Origin of the sequence: Rhizobium binxianense, from assembly GCF_028994275.1 — a bacterium.
GTDB classification, from domain to species: Bacteria; Pseudomonadota; Alphaproteobacteria; order Rhizobiales; family Rhizobiaceae; genus Rhizobium; species Rhizobium binxianense.
Genome location: NZ_CP118713.1, coordinates 3,050,815 through 3,069,015, shown reverse-complemented (window position 1 = coordinate 3,069,015; position 18,201 = coordinate 3,050,815). Strand labels below are relative to the sequence as shown.

The window sequence follows — 18,201 nt, the reverse complement described above, 5'->3', positions numbered from 1 at the left end:
CCAAATGATCAGGGCAGCGAAGAGGAATAACCGGTGCTCCCGCTCCCACGTTGTCCTCGCCGCGCCAATCTGTGATCGCCTTCCCACGCGCAAAGGGACTTTCTTCATGTCGCCGCACGCGGGATTACTGGCGGGCGCGATCCCTCACCCAACCGGATGATTGCAATCACTGGCCCGGGCTATAGTTGAAGCAGCGACCGGGCTCGATCTTCACGACGACCTCTTTTCAAAGGATCGTGCCCGAGCAAGCAGATGTGGCTGGTGTCAAGGAACCTTCGTGGCTGGACCAGCCTCGATGAGTCATCGGATGATGATTAAAGGTCACGACCATGCGCAAAACGCTGGCAGTCGGCGGGGCTGCCTTGATCACCGTGTACTTTCTCGGCGGCATGAGTGCGAGACATGAGATCTTTCCTTGGCCACAACTTTCCGCGCTGAGGAAAATGGTTGGCGGAGAGAAGGCAGCGGCTCCAAGCCGATATACTTTCGACGACAAGGGGCGGCTCATCGGCGATGAATCGAAAACGCCCGTGACCTGCCCGACTCAAACTGATCGAACGGCTGTCCTGCTCATTCTTGGCCAATCGAACGCGGCCAATGATGGGGGACAACGGCATCGGTCAAATTATGGCCTTAGCGTTGTCAACGCCTTTGACAAACGGTGCTTCATCGCCGCGTCGCCACTTCTTGGATCGACCGATACCAAAGGAGAGTACTGGACGCTGCTTGGCAATTATTTGATCGCATCGAGACAGTATGACAGCGTCGTCCTCGCACCTCTCGCATATTCCGGATCGGAGGTCGCACGCTGGGCGAAAGGCGGTGACCTCAATCCTGTGCTGGTCGATACAGTCAAACAGCTTCAGGAGCCCGGTTATCGGATAACGGGCGTCCTCTGGGTGCAAGGAGAGGCGGACCTCGTTCTGGGCACCACTGCGGAGGCCTACCAGGACCATTTCATGTCGATGGTTGACACGTTGCGTCAGAACGGCGTCGAAGCACCCGTTTACATTTCGATCGCATCGAAATGCCTGGAACCGAGCAACGGCGGCTTCAAGGAGCATATTCCGGACAATGCGGTGGTACGGGCGCAGCTGGCCCTGTCAAAAAGCGGCCACGCTATCCGAGAGGGAGTAAATTCTGACGCGTTGCTCGACGGAGACGACCGCTACGACGATTGCCATATCGGCGGCTCAGGCGCGGAGAAACTGTCGCGGGCCTGGCTGAACCTTCTGCGCGGCGATCGCGGCCCGGAAGCCTCGCGATAGACTTGCCTGAACCGGTTTTCGCAGCTTCGCAGCTTCGCACGCTTCGGCCCCCGTTCGCTATTCGGCACCCTATCGCTTGTCATTGGTGTCACCTCGCTCTCCGACGGGGGGACGGTGGCGAAGATGACGTCGTCCGGCGCGCCAATCTATCCGCCAGCAGACGCGGATGACTGAAAAGAAAGCGAGGACCCGGCCTGCTGACCCCGGCCGCGATTGCCGTCGGATCAACCGCTATGACGTCAACCCTCCGATGAATGACGTCAATATCGAGTGATGCTTGGGTTACCCCTATTGCATAACTGGACCGGCCTTGATTAGTCCAATAGGCTCCATGCTATCGGGTGATGGAGTAAAGGGTAACGAGATGCGTAAGACGCTAACAGTCGGCGGGGCCGCCTTAATCGCGATATACTTCGTCGGCGGCATGAGCGCGAGACATGAGATCTTTCCGTGGCCACAACTTTCCGCGCTGAGGAAAACGGTTGTTGGAGAGAAGCCGGCGGCCCCAAGCCGATATAGTTTCGACGACAAGGAACGCCTCATCGGGGATGAATCAAAAACCTCTGTGACCTGCCCCACTCAAACCGATCGAACGGCTGTCTTGCTCATTCTTGGCCAATCGAACGCGGCCAACGACGGTGGACAACGACACAGGTCGCATTATGGCGCTCGCGTCGTCAACGCCTTTGACAAACGGTGCTTCGTCGCAGCGTCGCCACTTCTTGGATCGACCGATACCAAGGGAGAATACTGGACGCTCCTTGCGAACAATTTGATTGCCTCGGGACAGTATGACAGCGTCGTCCTCGCGCCTCTCGCTTATTCCGGATCTGAGGTCGCACGGTGGGCGCCCGGTGGCGACATCAATCCTGTGCTGGTCGATACAATGAAACAGCTTCAGGATTCCAACTATCGAATAACGAGCGTCCTCTGGGTGCAAGGAGAGGCGGACCTCGTTCTGGGCACCACTGCGCAGGCCTACCAGGACCATTTCATGTCGATGGTTGACACGCTGCGTCAGCACGGCGTCGAGGCACCCGTTTACATTTCGATCGCATCGAAATGCCTGGAACCGAGCAACGGCGGCTTCAAGGAGCATATTCCAGACAATCCAATTGTACGGGCGCAGCTGGCCCTGTCAAAAAGCGGCCATGGTATCCGAGAGGGAGTAAATTCTGACGCGTTGCTCGATGGGGATGACCGCTACGACGATTGCCATATCGGCGGCACTGGCGCGGAGAAAGTGTCGCGGGCCTGGCTGAACCTTCTGCGCGGGGGTAGCCGCCTGGAAGCCTCGCGATAGTCTTCGCTGAACCGGTTTCGCACCTTCGCACGCTTCGGCCCCATCCGCTATTCGGCACCTTATCGCTTGTCATTGGTGTCACCTCGCTCTCCGACGGGGGTGGACGGTGGCGAAGATGACGTCGTCCGGCGCGCCAATCTATCCGCCAGCAGACGCGGATGACTGAAAAGAAAGCGAGAACCCGGCCTGCTGACCTCGGCAGCGATTGCCGTCGGATCAACCGCTGATGACGTCAACCCTCCGGAGGCGACACAAACCGGCCGGCATCGAATGGTCCTGCGGCGGCGACCGGAATGACAGCCTCACCCGAAGTCGCAACATTCGCCTGACGATGAACCGTGCGGGGCGAGACGCGAGGCGCGCTCAACCCGATCGCCTCGCCCGGAGAATGCAGCGCCCATTTCATCAGCGCCGCCTCGGAGGTCGATCCCAAGAAGCCCGCTTCTTCCCAGGATGCAGTCATCGGCAGCGAGGCGATCATATCTGCGCCCCGCTCGGAGCTTTCCTGTGCAGCTGCGAGGGGATGGAAACGGGCGTGGGCCGGCAATGCCGGCGGCCGTCGTTCCGGAAGCGCCTCGATCGGGCCGATCGACGCAGTCACCAGTGAGTCGTCCGCGCCCGCATCATGCGTCATGGCGACCGGGCGCATGGCCGGTATCGGAACCGGGAAAGCTGGAACATCCCCAGCGAGGTCTTTTTCATTCCGCTCGACCGCGCCGGTCTGGCGCGCCAGCGCATTCAAGGCGCGGCTTTTCGGCGTCGGCAGCATCGCCGTCACCAGCTTGCTATCTCCAGTGTCGCCGTCAGGCCTGCTCGACCCCGCCACATCTTCGTCTTCTCCAGCGGTGCTGGCGATCTCTATCGAGCTGGCGCCGCCGCGTTTCTTGCAGCTCGCAACCGCCTGATTGTATCCCGGCAGCGGCCGGCCATCGGCCGGGAGATGCATCGTCTGCCCATTCGGGAATATGCGCGCGAGTTCCTGCCGCGACATGCGCGGCCAGGCCCGGACGTTGCCGAGGTCGAGATGCACGAAGGGCGATCCCGAAGTCGGATAATAGCCAACACCGCCGACCTGCAACTGCATGGCCGTTGCCCGCAGCGTCGCGAGCTTGACGCCGGGAACGTAGAAGTCCATCGCCTTGCCAGCATGTGCTGGCTCTTCTTGGCGACACCCGTGCTGCGCGAGCGGTTGCGCAGCATGTTGTTGGTGGCCGGAGAGCGATAGGCGGAGACGATATGGATATAATCCTTGCCGCCGCTGTGCTTATACACCTCCCAGACCAGGTCGAGCAGCCGCGGATCCATCCGGGTCGGCTCGTTCCGTCGCCAGTCGCGCAGAAACCGATTGATCTGGGCAAGACCCTTCGGATCGAACTTTCCATCCCGCTTGTAGGTAATCGTCGCCCTCTCGCCCGTATGGGTAAAGAACAGCTTCAGCGCCCGATCTTCCGCCGAGGCAAATGATGCGGAGCCGACAAGTGCCGGCAGCGCAAACAGAGCCGGCAGAATGGTCTGCGCTGCGAAGCGTTCCGCACGCGAGAGGAGCCTGGCAATTCCGCTCAAGGCTGCGCCCGATAATCCTTGCACTGGATACTTCAACACGAACAATCCCGCCCACACCAAACATTCGACGACGTGCGGGGACTTCCGCATCCATCAGGCTGCGTAGAGCCAGATTATGGTCAAACGAGCGGATGTGTAAGCTTGGCGAATTGAGGATGCGGCCCATCCGAGGCGCAATCGCAACCGGCGTCCGCAAGTAGCTACTAACCGCCAGCCTCGCTGATCGGTATAGGCGCGACGTTTGCACAGAAATGCGCACCCCGGTCGGAACTGGAAAAGTTCGCTGAACAAATTCTAAGCATGCCTTCAGAAGTGCGAGGGATCCTCATAGCCTTCCAACTCAGGGCATCCCCTGATGTTGCCGAAACCGATCGTTCGCCGGTCGCCTGATTCATCCAGACCTCTGAGCACGATGATATTCTCATCCTGCTGTATAATCTCGCTGCGATAGATGCCGGCCCGAAGCGCCCGGTTTCTCGCCTGGCTTATATTGCATTGCCCGGGCGGTGGAGTGACGTGCCAGTATCTCGTGCCTTGCCCATCCGACTGCCATCCGCCGGAAGCGGCAAATCCCGACGGGCTGGATAGCAGTATGCCAGACGCCAATATCACGCTGCCTAGAACCAGTTTCATGTCATCTCCGTAAGCCGGCGTTTCAGAGCCCGTCACCATTCTGCCTGTCGCTGTTGCAGCCGATCCTTGATATGTTCCGTGGCGGGTTTCCAATGGTGTCGCAACGATAAATGGCTCACGCTAACACTGTGCTAACGCCAACTCTGGCTGCAATTCGTGACATTGAAAACAAAGAGTTTTTCTCGATGACCTCTCAAGGACAGGGGCGAGTATAGAGTCGATACGGGACGGATTGCTGCCGCACCTCCGATGATGCGTGAAGAAGCTGAGCAGGATCTTCAGATTCCACGCGAAGCGGTGGCGACAGTCTCGACCACGTTCCAGAGCGGCTCGATGCTATGGCGCAAGCACGAAGTTCACCAGCCGTCCAGGGACAACGATTTCCTTCAGCACTGCCTTCCCCGTCAACCTCGACCGAACGTCAGGCTCCTCCGCAGCCAGTCTGACGAGTTCATCAGCGGCGAGCGTCGAGGGAGCCTGAATCCTGCCTCGCAGCTTGCCGTTGACCTGGACGATAAATTCGCGAATATCATCGTCGGCGAGAGTGGGGTCGTATGTCGGCCAGCGTTCATGCGACAGACTTTCCGGATGTCCCAGCATTCTCCAGAGTTCCTCGGCAATGTGCGGCGCGAACGGCGCCAGCAGCAGAACGAAGGATTCGACTGCCGACCGTGGCTTTGATGCCCAGTCCCGTCAATACGTTTGACAGCTCCATCAGCTTTGAGATCGCCGTGTTGAAACGCAGGGCCTCGATGTCGTTGCCGACAGCCATGATCGTCTTGTGAAGAACGCGGGCGATCTCCGGGGACGGCTTCGCATCGATAATTTTGCTCGACACCATGCCATCCTCTCCAATGACGATCCGCCATACGCGGTGGAGGAAGCGGCTGACCCCGGCCACGCCGGACATTTGCCACGGCTTGGCAACGTCCAATGGCCCCATGAAGAGTTCATACAGACGCATGGCGTCGGCGCCGTATCGTTCGACCACCTCGTCAGGATTGACGACATTGAACTTCGACTTCGACATCTTCTCGACCTGGCGCTCGACCTCGATTTCTCCGACATACCAGCGACCGTCGCGCTCGGCCGCGTCCTCGGGTCGATAGTACCTGCCGGTCGCGTCCTTGTAGCTGAAGGCCAGGATCATTCCCTGGTTGAACAGCTTGCGGAACGGCTCCTTGGAGGTCACGACGCCGATGTCGAACAGGACTTTGTGCCAGAAGCGCGCGTAGAGCAGATGCAGCACCGCATGCTCGGCTCCTCCCACATAGAGATCGACGGGCAGCCAGTATTTCTCCTTCTCTGGATCAATCGGCGCGGTCCCGTTCCAGGGATCGGCAAAGCGCAGGTAATACCAGCACGATCCCGCCCATTGCGGCATCGTGTTGGTTTCCCGCAGAGCGTCCATGCCGGACTTCGGATCGACCGTCCGGACCCAATCGCCCGCCCGTGCCAGCGGCGGCTCCCCGTCCGGCGTTGGCCTGTACTCGTTGAGTTCCGGAGGCAGCAGTGGCAGGGCGTCCTCCGGCAGGGGCACGATACTGCCGCCGGCTGCATGCAGGATAGGAAAAGGTTCTCCCCAGTATCTCTGCCGCGAGAACAGCCAGTCGCGCAGCTTATACTCGATGCGTTCCACACCGACGCCTTGCTCGGTCATCCATGAGATCGCTGCCGTTCTCGCCGTTTGCGTCTCCATTCCATCCATGAAGCCGGAGTTGACCATCGAGCCTTCCCCAGTCTGCGCAGCGGACGGCACATCGCCGGAGGGGGAGCCAGACGCCGACACGACTTCGACGATCGGCAGCCCGAACTCCTGCGCGAAATTGCGGTCGCAGTCGTCATGGGCGGGAACGGCCATGATTGCTCCGGTGCCGTAGGCCATCAGCACGTAGTCAGCCAGCCACACCGGAATCCGCGAACCATTCGCCGGGTTGATCGCATAGGCTCCGGTGAACACTCCGCTTTTCGACTGAGCTTGCGACTTCTCTATCACGCTCATTGCCGCCGCGCGGGCGCGGTAGGCGTCGACCTCTCCGCGTTGGCCGGCGGAAGCGATGGCATCGATAGCAGGGTGCTCAGGGGACAGGACGATGAACGTAGCGCCGAAGATCGTTTCCGGACGCGTGGTGTAAACTGTCAGGGAACTCTCTCCATCCTCGACGTCGAAGGTCACCTCAGCGCCTTCTGATCTGCCGATCCAGTTGCGCTGCATCGCCTTGACGCCTTCCGGCCAGTCCAGTTCGTCCAGATCGGCGAGCAGGCGATCGGCATAGGCGGTGATTTTCAGCATCCACTGACGCATCGTGCGACGCTCCACCGGGTCTCCGGTTTCCACGTAGCGGCCGTCCTTCACTTCCTCGTTGGCGAGGACCGTGCCTTGTGCCGGGCACCAGTTGACGGCAACGTCTGCCTGGTAGGCCAGGCCAGCCTTATACATTTGCAGGAAGATCCATTGCGTCCATCGTACGAACTCGGGATCGGTGGTCGAAATCTCCCGACTCCAATCGTAGGAAAAGCCCAGACGCCGGACCTGCTTCCTGAAATTCGAGATGTTGCGCCGCGTGGTGATCGCTGGATGGACGCCCGTCCGCACTGCGTATCGCTCGGCGGGCAGCCCGTAGGCATCCCACCCCATCGGATGCAGGACATTGAAGCCCATCATGCGCTTGTACCGGGCCACGACGTCGGTTGCGGTATAGCCTTCCGGATGACCGACATGCAGGCCGTCGCCGGACGGATAGGGAAACATGTCCAGGACATAATACTTCGGACGGCTTTGGTCGTCCTCCGTCCTGAACGTCTGGTTTTCCTCCCAGTATCGCTGCCATCGCGGCTCGATCGTCTTGGGATCATACGGCATTGCGAACTCCCTTCTGTCCGGAAATTCCGACCGAAGAGGAATGGCAACAAAAAACCCGCCTCTTCGGCGGGTTGCTGCATCTTTAAAACGCAAGCGCGTGCTAACCCACCATCGGAATGATGGCGAGTAGGAGCTTTGAATTGGTGCACGCGCTGTTCATGTCTTTTTTGATGCCACGGAACCGCTTTCCTGTCCAGACGCTGGTGGCGCGGTTAGCTTGAGCGAGGTGATGGAGTTCTCGGAGCAGGTCTTCGTACCCCGTCTTCTCTTTCCTCGCCTTCCGAATCTTCGTGCGAGTGGCAACGGCCATCTCTTCGCATAATGAAGACGGCCTTCTGCTTGATGGTCGCCGATGATGTGGCCCTTGAGTAGCCTGGCACCGATGCCATCGGTGACAAGGATGCCGAGTTGCGACCCTCGAAACGCTTCGGTCCACGTTCGACGATGCTGAGTGCTAGCTACGGTTCAAGATCCTGACGCGTCGGCATCGCGTGGCCGGATTCTGCATCGACTGGAAACCGAACTTCTGTGCCACAGTCGTCGGCAAAGTTTCCTCGATGTGTTCATCAGGCGCCAAACAATGCGCAGTAAGGGTCGCCAACGTGCTTCGACGGGGGCCTTCCGGGCGAGTTCCCACGGCGTCTCCAACCGTATGTTACTGTAACATACTACACACCATCTCCATTCGTTCACTAGACCACAGCAACGCGCATGTTTTTGAAACGCATGCGAGTTAAACCGTTTTCTTTGTCGAGGTGGTCGAATGACAGACGCAGCAGTCAATCCAGCCGCAATCGAACATTTACCTGTGTTCATTTCTCAACCCGGACAGACGGACTATCTGTTCGTCGCGGTGATCATCTTCCTGGTCGTGGCTGTGCTTGCGGTCGGCAATCTCTATTTTCAACTTCATGCCGTTCCTGAACGCATGGCCCATCGTACGAGCAAGGTGCAGATGGAGGTGGTGGCAGTTCTCGCGCTCATCTCTCTGTTCACCCATAATCATCTGTTCTGGATCGCGGGCCTGCTACTGGCGTTCGTGCAAATCCCGGACTTTTCCTCGCCGCTCTATTCGATCGCTCAGTCACTTGGCAAGCTCTCCGGCCGCGACGCCGCGACGACGGGCGATCCTGCGCTTATGACGGAACCCTTCGAGGCGGCCGATACGGCCAAGCCTGCGATGGCGCCGGCCAAAACTACCGTGCATGGGGAAGGTATCTGAGATGTTCGAACTATTGCTTTGCTCTCTGCTGACGATTTTCCCCGACTATCTGTTCCGCCGCTACGCACAGGGAAAGAGGATCGGACATGACATCACCCTATACACCGTTTGGTACGAACTGCGATGGGGCATAACGGCTTGCCTGGTGCTGACCGTCTCGCTGATTACGATGATTTTCTACTTTCATCCTTCAACCAAGAACGTCACGGCGATCTTCAGAACCGTGAGCATCCTTCCGGAATCGACCGGCCGGGTCGAAGAGGTCTTCGTCGGCCTCAACCAGAAGGTCGAAGCTGGAACCCCGCTCTTCCGCCTCGACTCGTCAGAGCAGGAGGCCGCACTCGAAACGGCTCGTCGACGCATCGCCGAAGCCGACGCGGCAATGACCGTCGCCCAGACCGAGCTGGCGGGCGTCGACGGACAGATCAGGGAGGCGCAGGGCGCGTATCAGACCGCCGTCGACGAATACGAGATGAAGTCGGAGCTTCTGACGAACAACGCCGTCGCCAAGCGCGAAGTCGACCGACTCGCCACGACGATCGACAGCCGCAAGGGCGCGGTCGACGCCGTCCTCGCTAAGAAGCAGACATTGCAGACGCAGATCGCCGTCCTGCTCCCCGCCCAGAAGGCAAGCGCCGAAGCCGCTCAGGCGCAGGCGCAGGTCGAACTGGACAAGACGACGGTGCGGGCAGGCGTGACGGGCACGGTCCAGCAGTTCACACTGCGGCCTGGCGACGTCGTCAACGCGATGCTGCGCCCCGCCGGAATTCTGGTGCCGGAAAACGCAGGCCGCACGACGCTTGTCGCCGGCTTCGGGCAGATCGAGGCCCAGGTCATGAAGCGCGGCATGATCGCCGAGGCGACGTGCATCGGAAAGCCCTTTACCATCATCCCGATGGTGGTCACCGAAGTGCAGGACGTCATCGCCGCCGGACAGTTGCGGGCGTCCGACCAATTGGTCGACGTCCAACAGATGGGGCAGCCGGGAACACTGACGGTATTCCTGGAGCCACTCTTCCAGGGCGGCCTCGACGCCGTTCCTCCGGGGAGCAGTTGCATAGCGAACGCCTATACGAACAATCACGATGCGCTGGCCGATCCGAACATCAGCTCGGGCAAGTGGCTCCTTCTGCACATTGTCGACGCCGTCGGGCTCGTGCATGCGATGATCCTGCGGATGCAGGCGACGCTTCTCCCGGTTCAGACGCTGGTTCTATCCGGACATTGAAAAAACGCCGGCCCGCGGCGCTAGGCGTCGCGAGCCGGCATCTTCGGAAACACATAAGTGCTATCCGTTATCGCCGCTTGCGGCGCAACGAGGGACGCCTCCGATCTCGTGGAGGCTTCTCACCGACCTGATCCTCCCTTTCGATGACTCATCCAAATCTCTCAAGCTCGAGCGAACAGCAATAGGGCCGAACAAACCGCAGCGATGGACACCCCGCTCGGGATCGCTCTCCCCGCGGTGGAAATGCACCGAGTTCTGGCAGGGGGCCGAAGATGATCGTCAAGAAGAAAGCGCCGAATAGGAAGCTCAGCCGGGCCACGAACGATATCAGATGTGCGGCGACCATGTTGTTGAACGGAACCCGGACGGCCACCCATCGAACCCTCGACCGGTAGCAGACCTGCGGGAACAGCGTGCAGCATAGGACCGAGACATACGTCGACTGGGTGATCCTCTGCGGCTCTCCCAGGGCCTCCTGACCTCGTGGAACACCGGGAAGACGATTCAGGGAAGGTAGACGACCCCAGGGTCTGATCGCAAAGCAGGAACTCCCAGGCGGCGGCTTTCGAGTGCTCGGTCGCACCTCTCCATTGCACGACGCTGTCAGTGTCGTCAGAAACGGATGGCGACGCCGATGATCGGACTCTGCTGGACGACGTCGAAGACGAATCCATACTTTTCGTAGTTCACTCCGAGGGGGCGATATCCCGCGACGCCAATATGGTGTCCGTGAACTTATAACCCACGGCAAGCGCAACGTCTCAGTCGAGGTCGGCCCCAGCCGCACCGGCGAGGCTCCATCCAGTCAGGTAGACCTCAGGCGTGAAGAAGTTGCTTCCCCGGGCTAGCGGGGCTGTAGGTCTGATGCGGCCACGCCCAGCGTGGCGCTGGCGACCACATCTTGCGGAACCGGCATTCCAGCTTTGCGGAACCCGTTGATCAGCCGGGCGGCGTCGGCAGGTTGCAGATTGCGAATCGCGAGTTCCGAAGCGACGTTGGGCAGGAAGTCCGTGCGCATCTTGACGAATGCCTCTCCTTCGCGCCGAGCCATCTCAGTCTTTCCCGCTTCGGCATAAATGACCGCTGCTACTGCATGGAAGAGGGGAAACTTCTGCAGGTCGGCCTGATCAATTTCACGCACGGCGGTGGCGTTGTCATGAAGCATATAGGCGGCTAGCGCGCGCGTACCGTGGAAGTAGCCGCCGCCTCCGGGGTTGAGGGCTATGGCTCGGTCGAGCAAGGCCGCGCCCCGCGCCCAATCGCCCCCCATGGAAAGCCGCGTCCCGAACTCGCCCATGAGCTCGGTGTCGTTCGGGTTGGTGGCGAGGGCCTGCTCGCCGATCCGCATGGCATCATCGAATTCGCGGTTGAAGAACAACGCCATCATCAGGGCTTGAAGGCCGCGCGTATTGCCGGCATCGAGCTGCGTCGACCGCCGGGCGGCTCTCAACGCGCGCTGCATCGGCGGGTCGGTTCCGTTCTGGACGTTGAACTTGAACCGGTCCTCATCGAGGTAGACGATCGAGAGCATCGCCCAGGCGGTGGCGTAGGTAGGGTAGCGGGCGACTGCGGTCTCCAGGCATTCGCGTACCTTCAAATGCCCGTCGACGCTCAATTCCGACCGGTAGGCGTAGAAGTGCAACGTGCATGCATAGGTCCCACGGTCGTCCGGCGGCTGGTTCGCGACGTCGACCTGCGCTATCACGCCATATGGCTGCGCGATCGTCGTCGCGACCCTTCGTGCGACGTCGGTCTGGATGGCGAAAAGGTCGTCTGACGCGATATCGTTCTCGTAGTCCTGGGACCAGACGATCGCGTCGTCCGACGTGTCAAGAAGGCGAACGGTGACGCGAAGCCGGGTGCCCGAAGCGCGCACGCCGCCGGCCAAAAGATATCGTGCTCCGAGCTTTTCGCGCACCCGCGAGGCGTCGACGTCGGAGGGCAGCGTCTTCGACGTCTCGCGGCCGAAGACTTTGACTTCCTTGAACCGGGGAAGTGCGGTCAGCAGCTCTTCGGTGAGCCCGATGGCATAGAGCTGCGCGTTTGAATCGTTGCCCAGATTGGCGAACGGAGCGACGACGAGGGTTGGACGATCAGGCACTGCGTCGGCAACGGTTGCAGGCGGCGAAGGGGAGGCTAGACCCAAGACGATAAGAAGCGCGGCCAGGGCGGCAACGGTTCCGCCGCCTGCGAAGGCCGCACGACGCCCGCGCCACCATGGATCGGGAGACCGGGGAACTTCCGCTTGCAGTGGCTGGTTGTCGGGTTTCTGCGGGGGCGGGTCGTTCCATGAAAAGGATGGAACGTAGCCACCCTTCGGAACGTCGATCCTGACCGGATCGTTCTTGCCGCCGAGAAGGTAGTAGTGCTCGAGGGAGCGGCGGAGCCGGCCGGCTTCGATGCGGACGACCGGATCGTCCTGCGAGAACGTGTCGCGTCGACCGAATACCTCCACGGCGATCGCGTAGCCCTTGATGCGGCCGCCACGGCCTTCGAGCGTCTCCTCCACGACGTAACGTAGAAAGGATGCGACACGTCCGACCGCTGGAAATTCGGGGTCGGCAAGTATGCGTTGAAGCTGTGCCCGAACCTCTTCGACGCACGGCAGGTCGTCCCTGGTCGATGCTGTCACGGTCCTCTCCCCGTATGCGCCGCCCGCCCGCGATCCCGGATGTCCGGGACTGGCGTTGGGGCTTGTGCGGGAAAAACCGTACACCCGGAAAACGTCCTCGTCCACGAATATGCGGCGCACTGAATATAACAGAGGCTGGAGGAGGTCGCGTTGGCCCGTCCAGCTCCGTTGGGGAGCTCTCAATGCGGGCAGACGTCCCAGAACCCTGTCGTCTTGGCAGGCGAGGTGTAATACCAGCACTGGCCCGGTTGAGGTGGCGTGCCCGCCAGAGAGACTGCCGCGGCGCCTGCAACGAAGCCGATGGCCGCGCCTGCTGCGATCGCTGCTCCCGGCCGCCAGTAGCGACGTGGGCTGACCACGACCACCCCACCTCGGGCAGGTCTGTATGCTGGGGGTACGGCCGGGCGATGGACGGGACGATACCCTGGTCCTGTCCGACCGGCGGCGGCACATCCGCGCGGGCCGCACGCCGCCGCCGCGCACCCTCTCGGACCGCATGCCGCTACGCCACGTCGGGCCTCGGCAGTCGAAGGCACGAGGAGAGGCGCGAAGATAAGCATCAACAAGGCCAGGGCCGCGAGCAGGTGACTTGGGATGGTGAGTGCTTTCATTCCCGTTCCTCCGATATCTCTTAGTTGCTTGGCAAAAACTTCACTGGGTGCCGGCCGCGATCGCAGCATTGTGTGCGGCGAGCGCCTGCTGGGCGGCAGCGGCGACGCCTTCGTCCTTCCCGCCCGAAACCTGCACGGTTGGCACGGCGATCTTGATTCCATTCTCGTTGAAGGCCTGATGGATCATTCGCAGCGCACGGCGCTTCAGCGTGAACTGCTGACCGGGGAGCGTCATCACCTTCATCCGGAGGAGAAGTCCGGAATCGCCCAGGCTGTCGATGCCCTGCATCTTCAACGGCTCGATCGTCGTCGGTTTGAACTCGGGATCTTCAAACAACTCCAACCCGATCTTCTTGATGATCTTTCGCGCCTTCTCGATGTCGGCATCGTAGGCGACGGTGATCGTCATCTTCTCGATCGCCCAGTCTCGGCTCATGTTCTGGACCGCTCCGAGCTCGCTGAAGGGCACGATGTAGACTGCGCCACGCTGGTGCCGAAGCTTCACCGATCTCAAGCTGAAGGACTCGACCGTCCCTTTGTAACTGCCGCTCTGGATATACTCGCCAACCCTGAAGGCGTCGTCGAGCAGATAGAACATTCCGCTGATGATGTCCTTGACCACCGTCTGCGCGCCGAAGCCGATCGCTACGCCGACGACGCCCGCGCCTGCGATCAGCGGCCCGATCTCCACGCCAAGCGCCGACAGCGCCATCATAATTGCGACGGCGGCGAAGAGAATCATCACGAAGTTACGCAGGATCGGCAGCAAGGTTCTCAAGCGGGTGCGCCGTCGCTCCCGTTCACTGCCAAATTCCAGCGCCGCTTCGGTGTCGCTAAGCCTTCGGTCGATCAGGACTTTCACGACATTCCAGGCAAGGTCCACGACCAGCAGAATGACTCCTGCGCTGAGCGCTCCGCGCACAAGGCGGACGACGGGTGAATCCTGCATGGTCATTTCCGTCAGCTGAATCTCAAGGACTTCAGCGAGCAGGAGGATTGCTCCGACAATGAGAGCTGCCCGGATGCCGCGCTCGACGACGACGGAGACCACCGTGCCTCGCTTGTGACCGTCTTCAACGTGTTCGGACGAACGCAGGAGATTGTTCACCGAGGCCTTGGTGAGGGCGACCGCTCCGGGAAGGGCCGCACAGACTACCGCTATCCAGAACAGCTTCACGGCCCCAATCACCCATAGCAGCCAGATGCCGACGAAGTAGGCGGTCCATAACCAGTGTCGGGCGCGCAGGCCGATGTGGCGCGGTTGTTCGACCGGGTCGTCCGCGACCGGGCGTCGCCAGACGGCTTCTATGCCGATGGCGAGCAAGATGAGCCCGAGTGCATAGGCTACGAGCTGCTGGGACGGCACGGAAAACCCAAGCGTGCCAAGCAGACGAATGGTCACCCAGCCGAACGCATACCAGCCGGCAGCGTAGCTCAGGCGCTTCGCCCAGAAGCGGGCGGCCTGGTCTGAAACGGGAACCACGCGGAACTGGTTCTGGACCAGCCGGTGCGGTGCAAGCAACACATCGAACACAGCACTTGCCAGCCGAAAGACGACGACGGCAAATAGGTAGCCGACAACGACCTCCCTGATGATGGGTGGCCATTGAAAAAGAAGGAAGAAGCCGATGCTGCCGAACCCGAAGGAAAGGACGTAGCCCGCCGCCCATATCGAACGCGCGACCACGGCGACGATCCTCTCGCGAACCGTTGAGAAAGATGCTCGGGCCATCCATGTGCGCCATCCTGCGGTGATCCACCAGAACAGCCATTGCGTTGCCAGTCCGGCTGCGACGAAGGCGATCACCAGGAAGATGGGTCGCGTTCCGCCATTCGCCTCGACGTCCCGCTCAAGTAGGGCGGCGCCGCGCACGGCCTCCGAGGGAAAGGCCTGCGTCCCGGCGAGAAGACCGGCGGCATGGTTTCGAAGGCGCATCGTAGTCTCGGCGAAGGAGACTTTGTCGCTCGCTTGCGCGACCGGAGGGGGCGCGGCGGAGACAGGGGAGGTCACCTGTCCTCGAATCCAGGTCTGGACCTCTGGCTTGCTGAGAAGGTCAGTAAATTGTCGGACGCTTTCCGGGGGCGTCGCCGCCTGCTGGCCAGGCTGAGAAACCGAAGGCGAGGCAACCTGCGCCGCCACCGGCAGCCCGCCCCACGCCATTGCCCCCAGGAGAGCAACGGCCTGAATGATGGTCTTCGGCGGAGACTGCTTCGAAAGAACGTCCATCGTAATTCCCGGATTTGAAAACATTGGCGGCTGGAGGGCTATCGTACGCACGTCGTCCGTGAAGCATCGTCACTCGTGCAGGTCGGCCGCTTCGCCTTCTGGCCGGAGGCTCCAGTAAGACCTTCGACTTCAGTGGCGTAGTTGTCCCTGGTGTTGGCGTCGACGATGGCGACGGGTGCCGCAAGGATCAATCCGGCGGCGCTGCCGGCTGCGGCGGCTGTATTAGTTGTCGCGGCGAGGATCGTGTCCCCGAGACCGACCTTGCTGTCGGTCAAGGTCTGGCCGTCGGAGATCCGCGCACCGATTAGGCGAACGACTTCAGGCGATTCCGCGAATTTGCCGTGGTTCAGACTGTCGCCCGCCTTCACCTTGGTGAGATCGATCACCGTGATCTGGCTGTCGGCAAGTTCCTTCTTGAACGGGGCCTGTTCCGGATCAATCGCGCCGAGGCGCGCGACGTCGCCCCAGACCCTGCGGGAGACGGCAAGCGCGCGGTCGTCCCGTGAGACGAACAGCGTGAACTTCGGATGCTGCTTCCCCATGTCGACGATCTGCTGGCGGAAGACGTCGACATCGACGTCGGGCGCGGCAAGCATCACGTTCTCGAACTTGGCGGGAAGGCGCCCATTTCGGATCGCCATTTGGCGCAATGCTTCTAGCGCCAGCCAATTTCCCATTGAGTGCGCCAGGATCGAGACCTCCTTTACCTCCGGGTCCTTGGCGAGATATTGGAAGAGCGTCTCTAATGCGTTGCGTGTGTAGTTGGTGCTTTCGCGGTCGTAGCCGTAAGCGAGAAGGCTGCCGCGCGACGGCCACGTGACGAGCACCGGCGCGCTATGAACGCCGGAATCCTGGACGATCTGGGCAAATCGATAGACGGAGTCCTCGAAACGGTTGTTGAAGCCATGGATAAATACCAGGACACTTCCGTCGCGGCTCTTTCTGACTGAGGCGCTGAGCCATTTCCTGGCATCGTCCCGTGTAATTTCATCGGCCTTCAGGGTCGCGAAGTCGGTTGCGGGATTGGATGGAAGCCGCTTCGGCCAAGCGACCTCCCCGACCTTTCGGGCGCTCGCGGGCGGAATGGATACCGTGATGTCGGCAAAAGCCGGGGCAAGTGCACGTTCGCCGCTGAACATCTCGCCCTTCACGGTGGACCGGCTGCGGGTGGTGGTTACCAGCATATCCACCTTCGTCGATTGCGGCGAACTGTCGGCTACCGGAATGAGCACGTTCTTCGGGTGGCCGCCGCATCCTGCCACTGCCACCAACATCGCTATGGCGAAAAACGAAGGCACGCGTAGTGAAATGCCCCCGTGTAGACGGTCGCCGACAAAGTTCAATCTGATCACGCTTCTTCCCCGCTGCAGTTCGCCCCTGGCACGGAGCCGCATCTGCAGAAACGGTCCTAGCCGAGCAGAAAGCTATGCGAGCGCGCGCGGACTTACCCGTAACATCTGGTATGTTACGTAGTCTTGGAGCCGCGGCCGGTCCGTATCCGTATGTTACGGTAACATACTGCCCGGAGGATCAATCTTCAGCGAACATGCACTGGAAGCAGGTCGATCGAGACGTGCCGCGAAGGGGAGTGGGCGATGGACGAAGGCGTTGCGGCTGTCACGCTGCACTTTCCGGTACGGGCGAAGGTGATCGAGGAACTCGCGTCACGGGACCACGTCTTCTGCGAGATCTGCGACGACTTTGCAGAAGCGCAGAGAGAACTCGTAAAGTGGCGCGCGTCGGACCACCCGCACCGCGACGAACACTGCTCCGAATACGAGGAGCTCATTGCCGGGCTGGGGAAAGAGATCGAAGACGCGCTGGACAGCGCTACGGTGCTGCTACTTCATCCGCCTTCGGGGAGCCGCCAGAGAGGAATGCCCTGAAGGGTCGCTTGCAACAAGCGGGGGGACGGTTAATTAGCCGGCCGCGTCTGCAGCAGTCTGTTTCGGACTTCGACGACGCCACCATTACCTTTGCTGCCCTCGGGCATCTGTCGTTCGAATTCTGCCTGTCCTGTTTCGCACCTGAGCATCCAAAGAGGATTGCGAACTCTGCGATACAAAGCGTACTGATGGCGACGAGGATTCCAGGACGCTCGCAGTGCGCCTTGATCTCGAGATGCAATTGAAGGAATCCGAGGCGCTTCAGGCCGTACCGAAATCGATCTGAATGCAAAGCGGGCAGCGGCGCGCATCGGCCCGCACAGCAACTTATCGCATCTGCCGTGGGTCTAGTAATCGGGCACTGCCTGTCGCTTGTATTGGGAAAAACTGCGGAATTAGGTAGCAACTGCCACCAGACTTCCTGCCCTTGCTGACTGCACTGTCCTTGATGAACGCGCGTTTGATGCCCTTCTCCTTGGCGTAGTCATGGAGGCGGCTGTACATTGTGCAGAATGCCTTGGCGCGGTCGCCGCTCGCCAGCTTCAGAGAGTCATCGAGCACGATCGTGATTGGACCATCCGCGGGGACCTCGGCATCCACCAGGATGACGCCTGCGCCGGAAACCTGCACGCCCAACCACCGTTCGCTCATTTCGATCCACCCAGTAATGACGTATCGATCCGCCTCGGATTCCCCGAGCAGCATGTCGAACTGCTCGATAGTCTTCTTGGCAAACGATTCGGTCTAGTTGTGCAGATGAGGCGA

The 18,201-nt window shown here is 60.8% G+C and carries 11 protein-coding genes and 3 pseudogenes; 5 read left to right on the top strand and 9 right to left on the bottom strand.

Annotated features, from left to right (window positions below):
• Positions 1 to 329 precede the first annotated feature (329 nt).
• A complete protein-coding gene (locus PO860_RS15210; protein ID WP_273884537.1) occupies positions 330 to 1,268 on the top strand; it encodes a sialate O-acetylesterase in 939 nt (312 codons plus the stop codon).
• Positions 1,269 to 1,632: 364 nt separating this feature from the next.
• Positions 1,633 to 2,571, top strand: a complete 939-nt coding sequence (locus PO860_RS15205; protein WP_272781839.1) for a sialate O-acetylesterase — start codon at positions 1,633 to 1,635, stop codon at positions 2,569 to 2,571.
• Between the two features lie 232 nt (positions 2,572 to 2,803).
• Here PO860_RS15205 and PO860_RS15200 read toward each other — a convergent pair.
• From PO860_RS15200 to leuS, 3 genes and pseudogenes are all read right to left on the bottom strand, one after another.
• A pseudogene (locus PO860_RS15200) lies at positions 2,804 to 4,224 on the bottom strand (peptidoglycan L,D-endopeptidase MepK).
• 216 nt (positions 4,225 to 4,440) lie between these two features.
• Positions 4,441 to 4,767 (bottom strand): hypothetical protein, encoded by a 327-nt coding sequence (locus PO860_RS15195; RefSeq protein WP_126908466.1) that lies wholly within the window; start codon positions 4,765 to 4,767, stop codon positions 4,441 to 4,443.
• Positions 4,768 to 5,103: 336 nt separating this feature from the next.
• Positions 5,104 to 7,630, bottom strand: a pseudogene (leuS, locus tag PO860_RS15190) (leucine--tRNA ligase).
• A gap of 763 nt (positions 7,631 to 8,393) precedes the next feature.
• Between leuS and PO860_RS15185 the strand changes: the two are divergent.
• Both PO860_RS15185 and PO860_RS15180 read left to right on the top strand, forming a co-directional pair.
• Positions 8,394 to 8,852 (top strand): hypothetical protein, encoded by a 459-nt coding sequence (locus PO860_RS15185; RefSeq protein WP_272781842.1) that lies wholly within the window; start codon positions 8,394 to 8,396, stop codon positions 8,850 to 8,852.
• A 1-nt stretch (position 8,853) separates the two neighbouring features.
• The gene (locus PO860_RS15180) at positions 8,854 to 10,080 is read left to right on the top strand and encodes an HlyD family secretion protein (protein WP_275037886.1); all 1,227 of its coding nucleotides are present in this window, start codon (positions 8,854 to 8,856) and stop codon (positions 10,078 to 10,080) included.
• Between the two features lie 612 nt (positions 10,081 to 10,692).
• Here PO860_RS15180 and PO860_RS15175 read toward each other — a convergent pair.
• The 5 genes and pseudogenes from PO860_RS15175 to PO860_RS15155 form a co-directional block, all read right to left on the bottom strand.
• Positions 10,693 to 10,922, bottom strand: a pseudogene (locus PO860_RS15175) (hypothetical protein); the annotation flags it as partial.
• A gap of 2 nt (positions 10,923 to 10,924) precedes the next feature.
• Positions 10,925 to 12,712: an adenylate cyclase gene (locus PO860_RS15170; RefSeq protein ID WP_273884534.1), complete on the bottom strand. Its 1,788-nt coding sequence runs from the start codon at positions 12,710 to 12,712 to the stop codon at positions 10,925 to 10,927.
• Positions 12,713 to 12,891: 179 nt separating this feature from the next.
• On the bottom strand, positions 12,892 to 13,323 hold the full coding sequence (locus PO860_RS15165; RefSeq protein ID WP_183607907.1) for a hypothetical protein: 432 nt from the start codon (positions 13,321 to 13,323) through the stop codon (positions 12,892 to 12,894).
• A gap of 40 nt (positions 13,324 to 13,363) precedes the next feature.
• Complete coding sequence (locus PO860_RS15160; protein ID WP_273884533.1) at positions 13,364 to 15,550, bottom strand: mechanosensitive ion channel family protein; 2,187 nt, start codon at positions 15,548 to 15,550, stop codon at positions 13,364 to 13,366.
• Positions 15,551 to 15,588: 38 nt separating this feature from the next.
• Positions 15,589 to 16,824 carry an alpha/beta hydrolase gene (locus PO860_RS15155; RefSeq protein WP_183608346.1) on the bottom strand — a complete coding sequence of 412 codons (1,236 nt, stop codon included), beginning with the start codon at positions 16,822 to 16,824 and terminating at the stop codon, positions 15,589 to 15,591.
• 321 nt (positions 16,825 to 17,145) lie between these two features.
• Here PO860_RS15155 and PO860_RS15150 point away from each other — a divergent pair, with 321 nt between their 5' ends.
• Complete coding sequence (locus PO860_RS15150; RefSeq protein WP_275037885.1) at positions 17,146 to 17,436, top strand: hypothetical protein; 291 nt, start codon at positions 17,146 to 17,148, stop codon at positions 17,434 to 17,436.
• Between the two features lie 327 nt (positions 17,437 to 17,763).
• Here PO860_RS15150 and PO860_RS15145 read toward each other — a convergent pair whose 3' ends face one another.
• A complete protein-coding gene (locus PO860_RS15145) occupies positions 17,764 to 18,141 on the bottom strand; it encodes a hypothetical protein (RefSeq protein ID WP_183607910.1) in 378 nt (125 codons plus the stop codon).
• Between the last annotated feature and the right edge of the window lie 60 nt (positions 18,142 to 18,201).

Coding starts and splice junctions, on each gene's coding strand:
- PO860_RS15210 (WP_273884537.1), top strand. CDS start 330: ATGCGCAAAACGCTGGCAGTCGGCGGGGCTGCCTTGATCACCGTGTAC.
- PO860_RS15205 (WP_272781839.1), top strand. CDS start 1,633: ATGCGTAAGACGCTAACAGTCGGCGGGGCCGCCTTAATCGCGATATAC.
- PO860_RS15195 (WP_126908466.1), bottom strand. CDS start 4,767: ATGAAACTGGTTCTAGGCAGCGTGATATTGGCGTCTGGCATACTGCTA.
- PO860_RS15185 (WP_272781842.1), top strand. CDS start 8,394: ATGACAGACGCAGCAGTCAATCCAGCCGCAATCGAACATTTACCTGTG.
- PO860_RS15180 (WP_275037886.1), top strand. CDS start 8,854: ATGTTCGAACTATTGCTTTGCTCTCTGCTGACGATTTTCCCCGACTAT.
- PO860_RS15165 (WP_183607907.1), bottom strand. CDS start 13,323: ATGAAAGCACTCACCATCCCAAGTCACCTGCTCGCGGCCCTGGCCTTG.
- PO860_RS15160 (WP_273884533.1), bottom strand. CDS start 15,550: ATGGACGTTCTTTCGAAGCAGTCTCCGCCGAAGACCATCATTCAGGCC.
- PO860_RS15155 (WP_183608346.1), bottom strand. CDS start 16,824: ATGTTGGTGGCAGTGGCAGGATGCGGCGGCCACCCGAAGAACGTGCTC.
- PO860_RS15150 (WP_275037885.1), top strand. CDS start 17,146: ATGGACGAAGGCGTTGCGGCTGTCACGCTGCACTTTCCGGTACGGGCG.
- PO860_RS15145 (WP_183607910.1), bottom strand. CDS start 18,141: ATGCTGCTCGGGGAATCCGAGGCGGATCGATACGTCATTACTGGGTGG.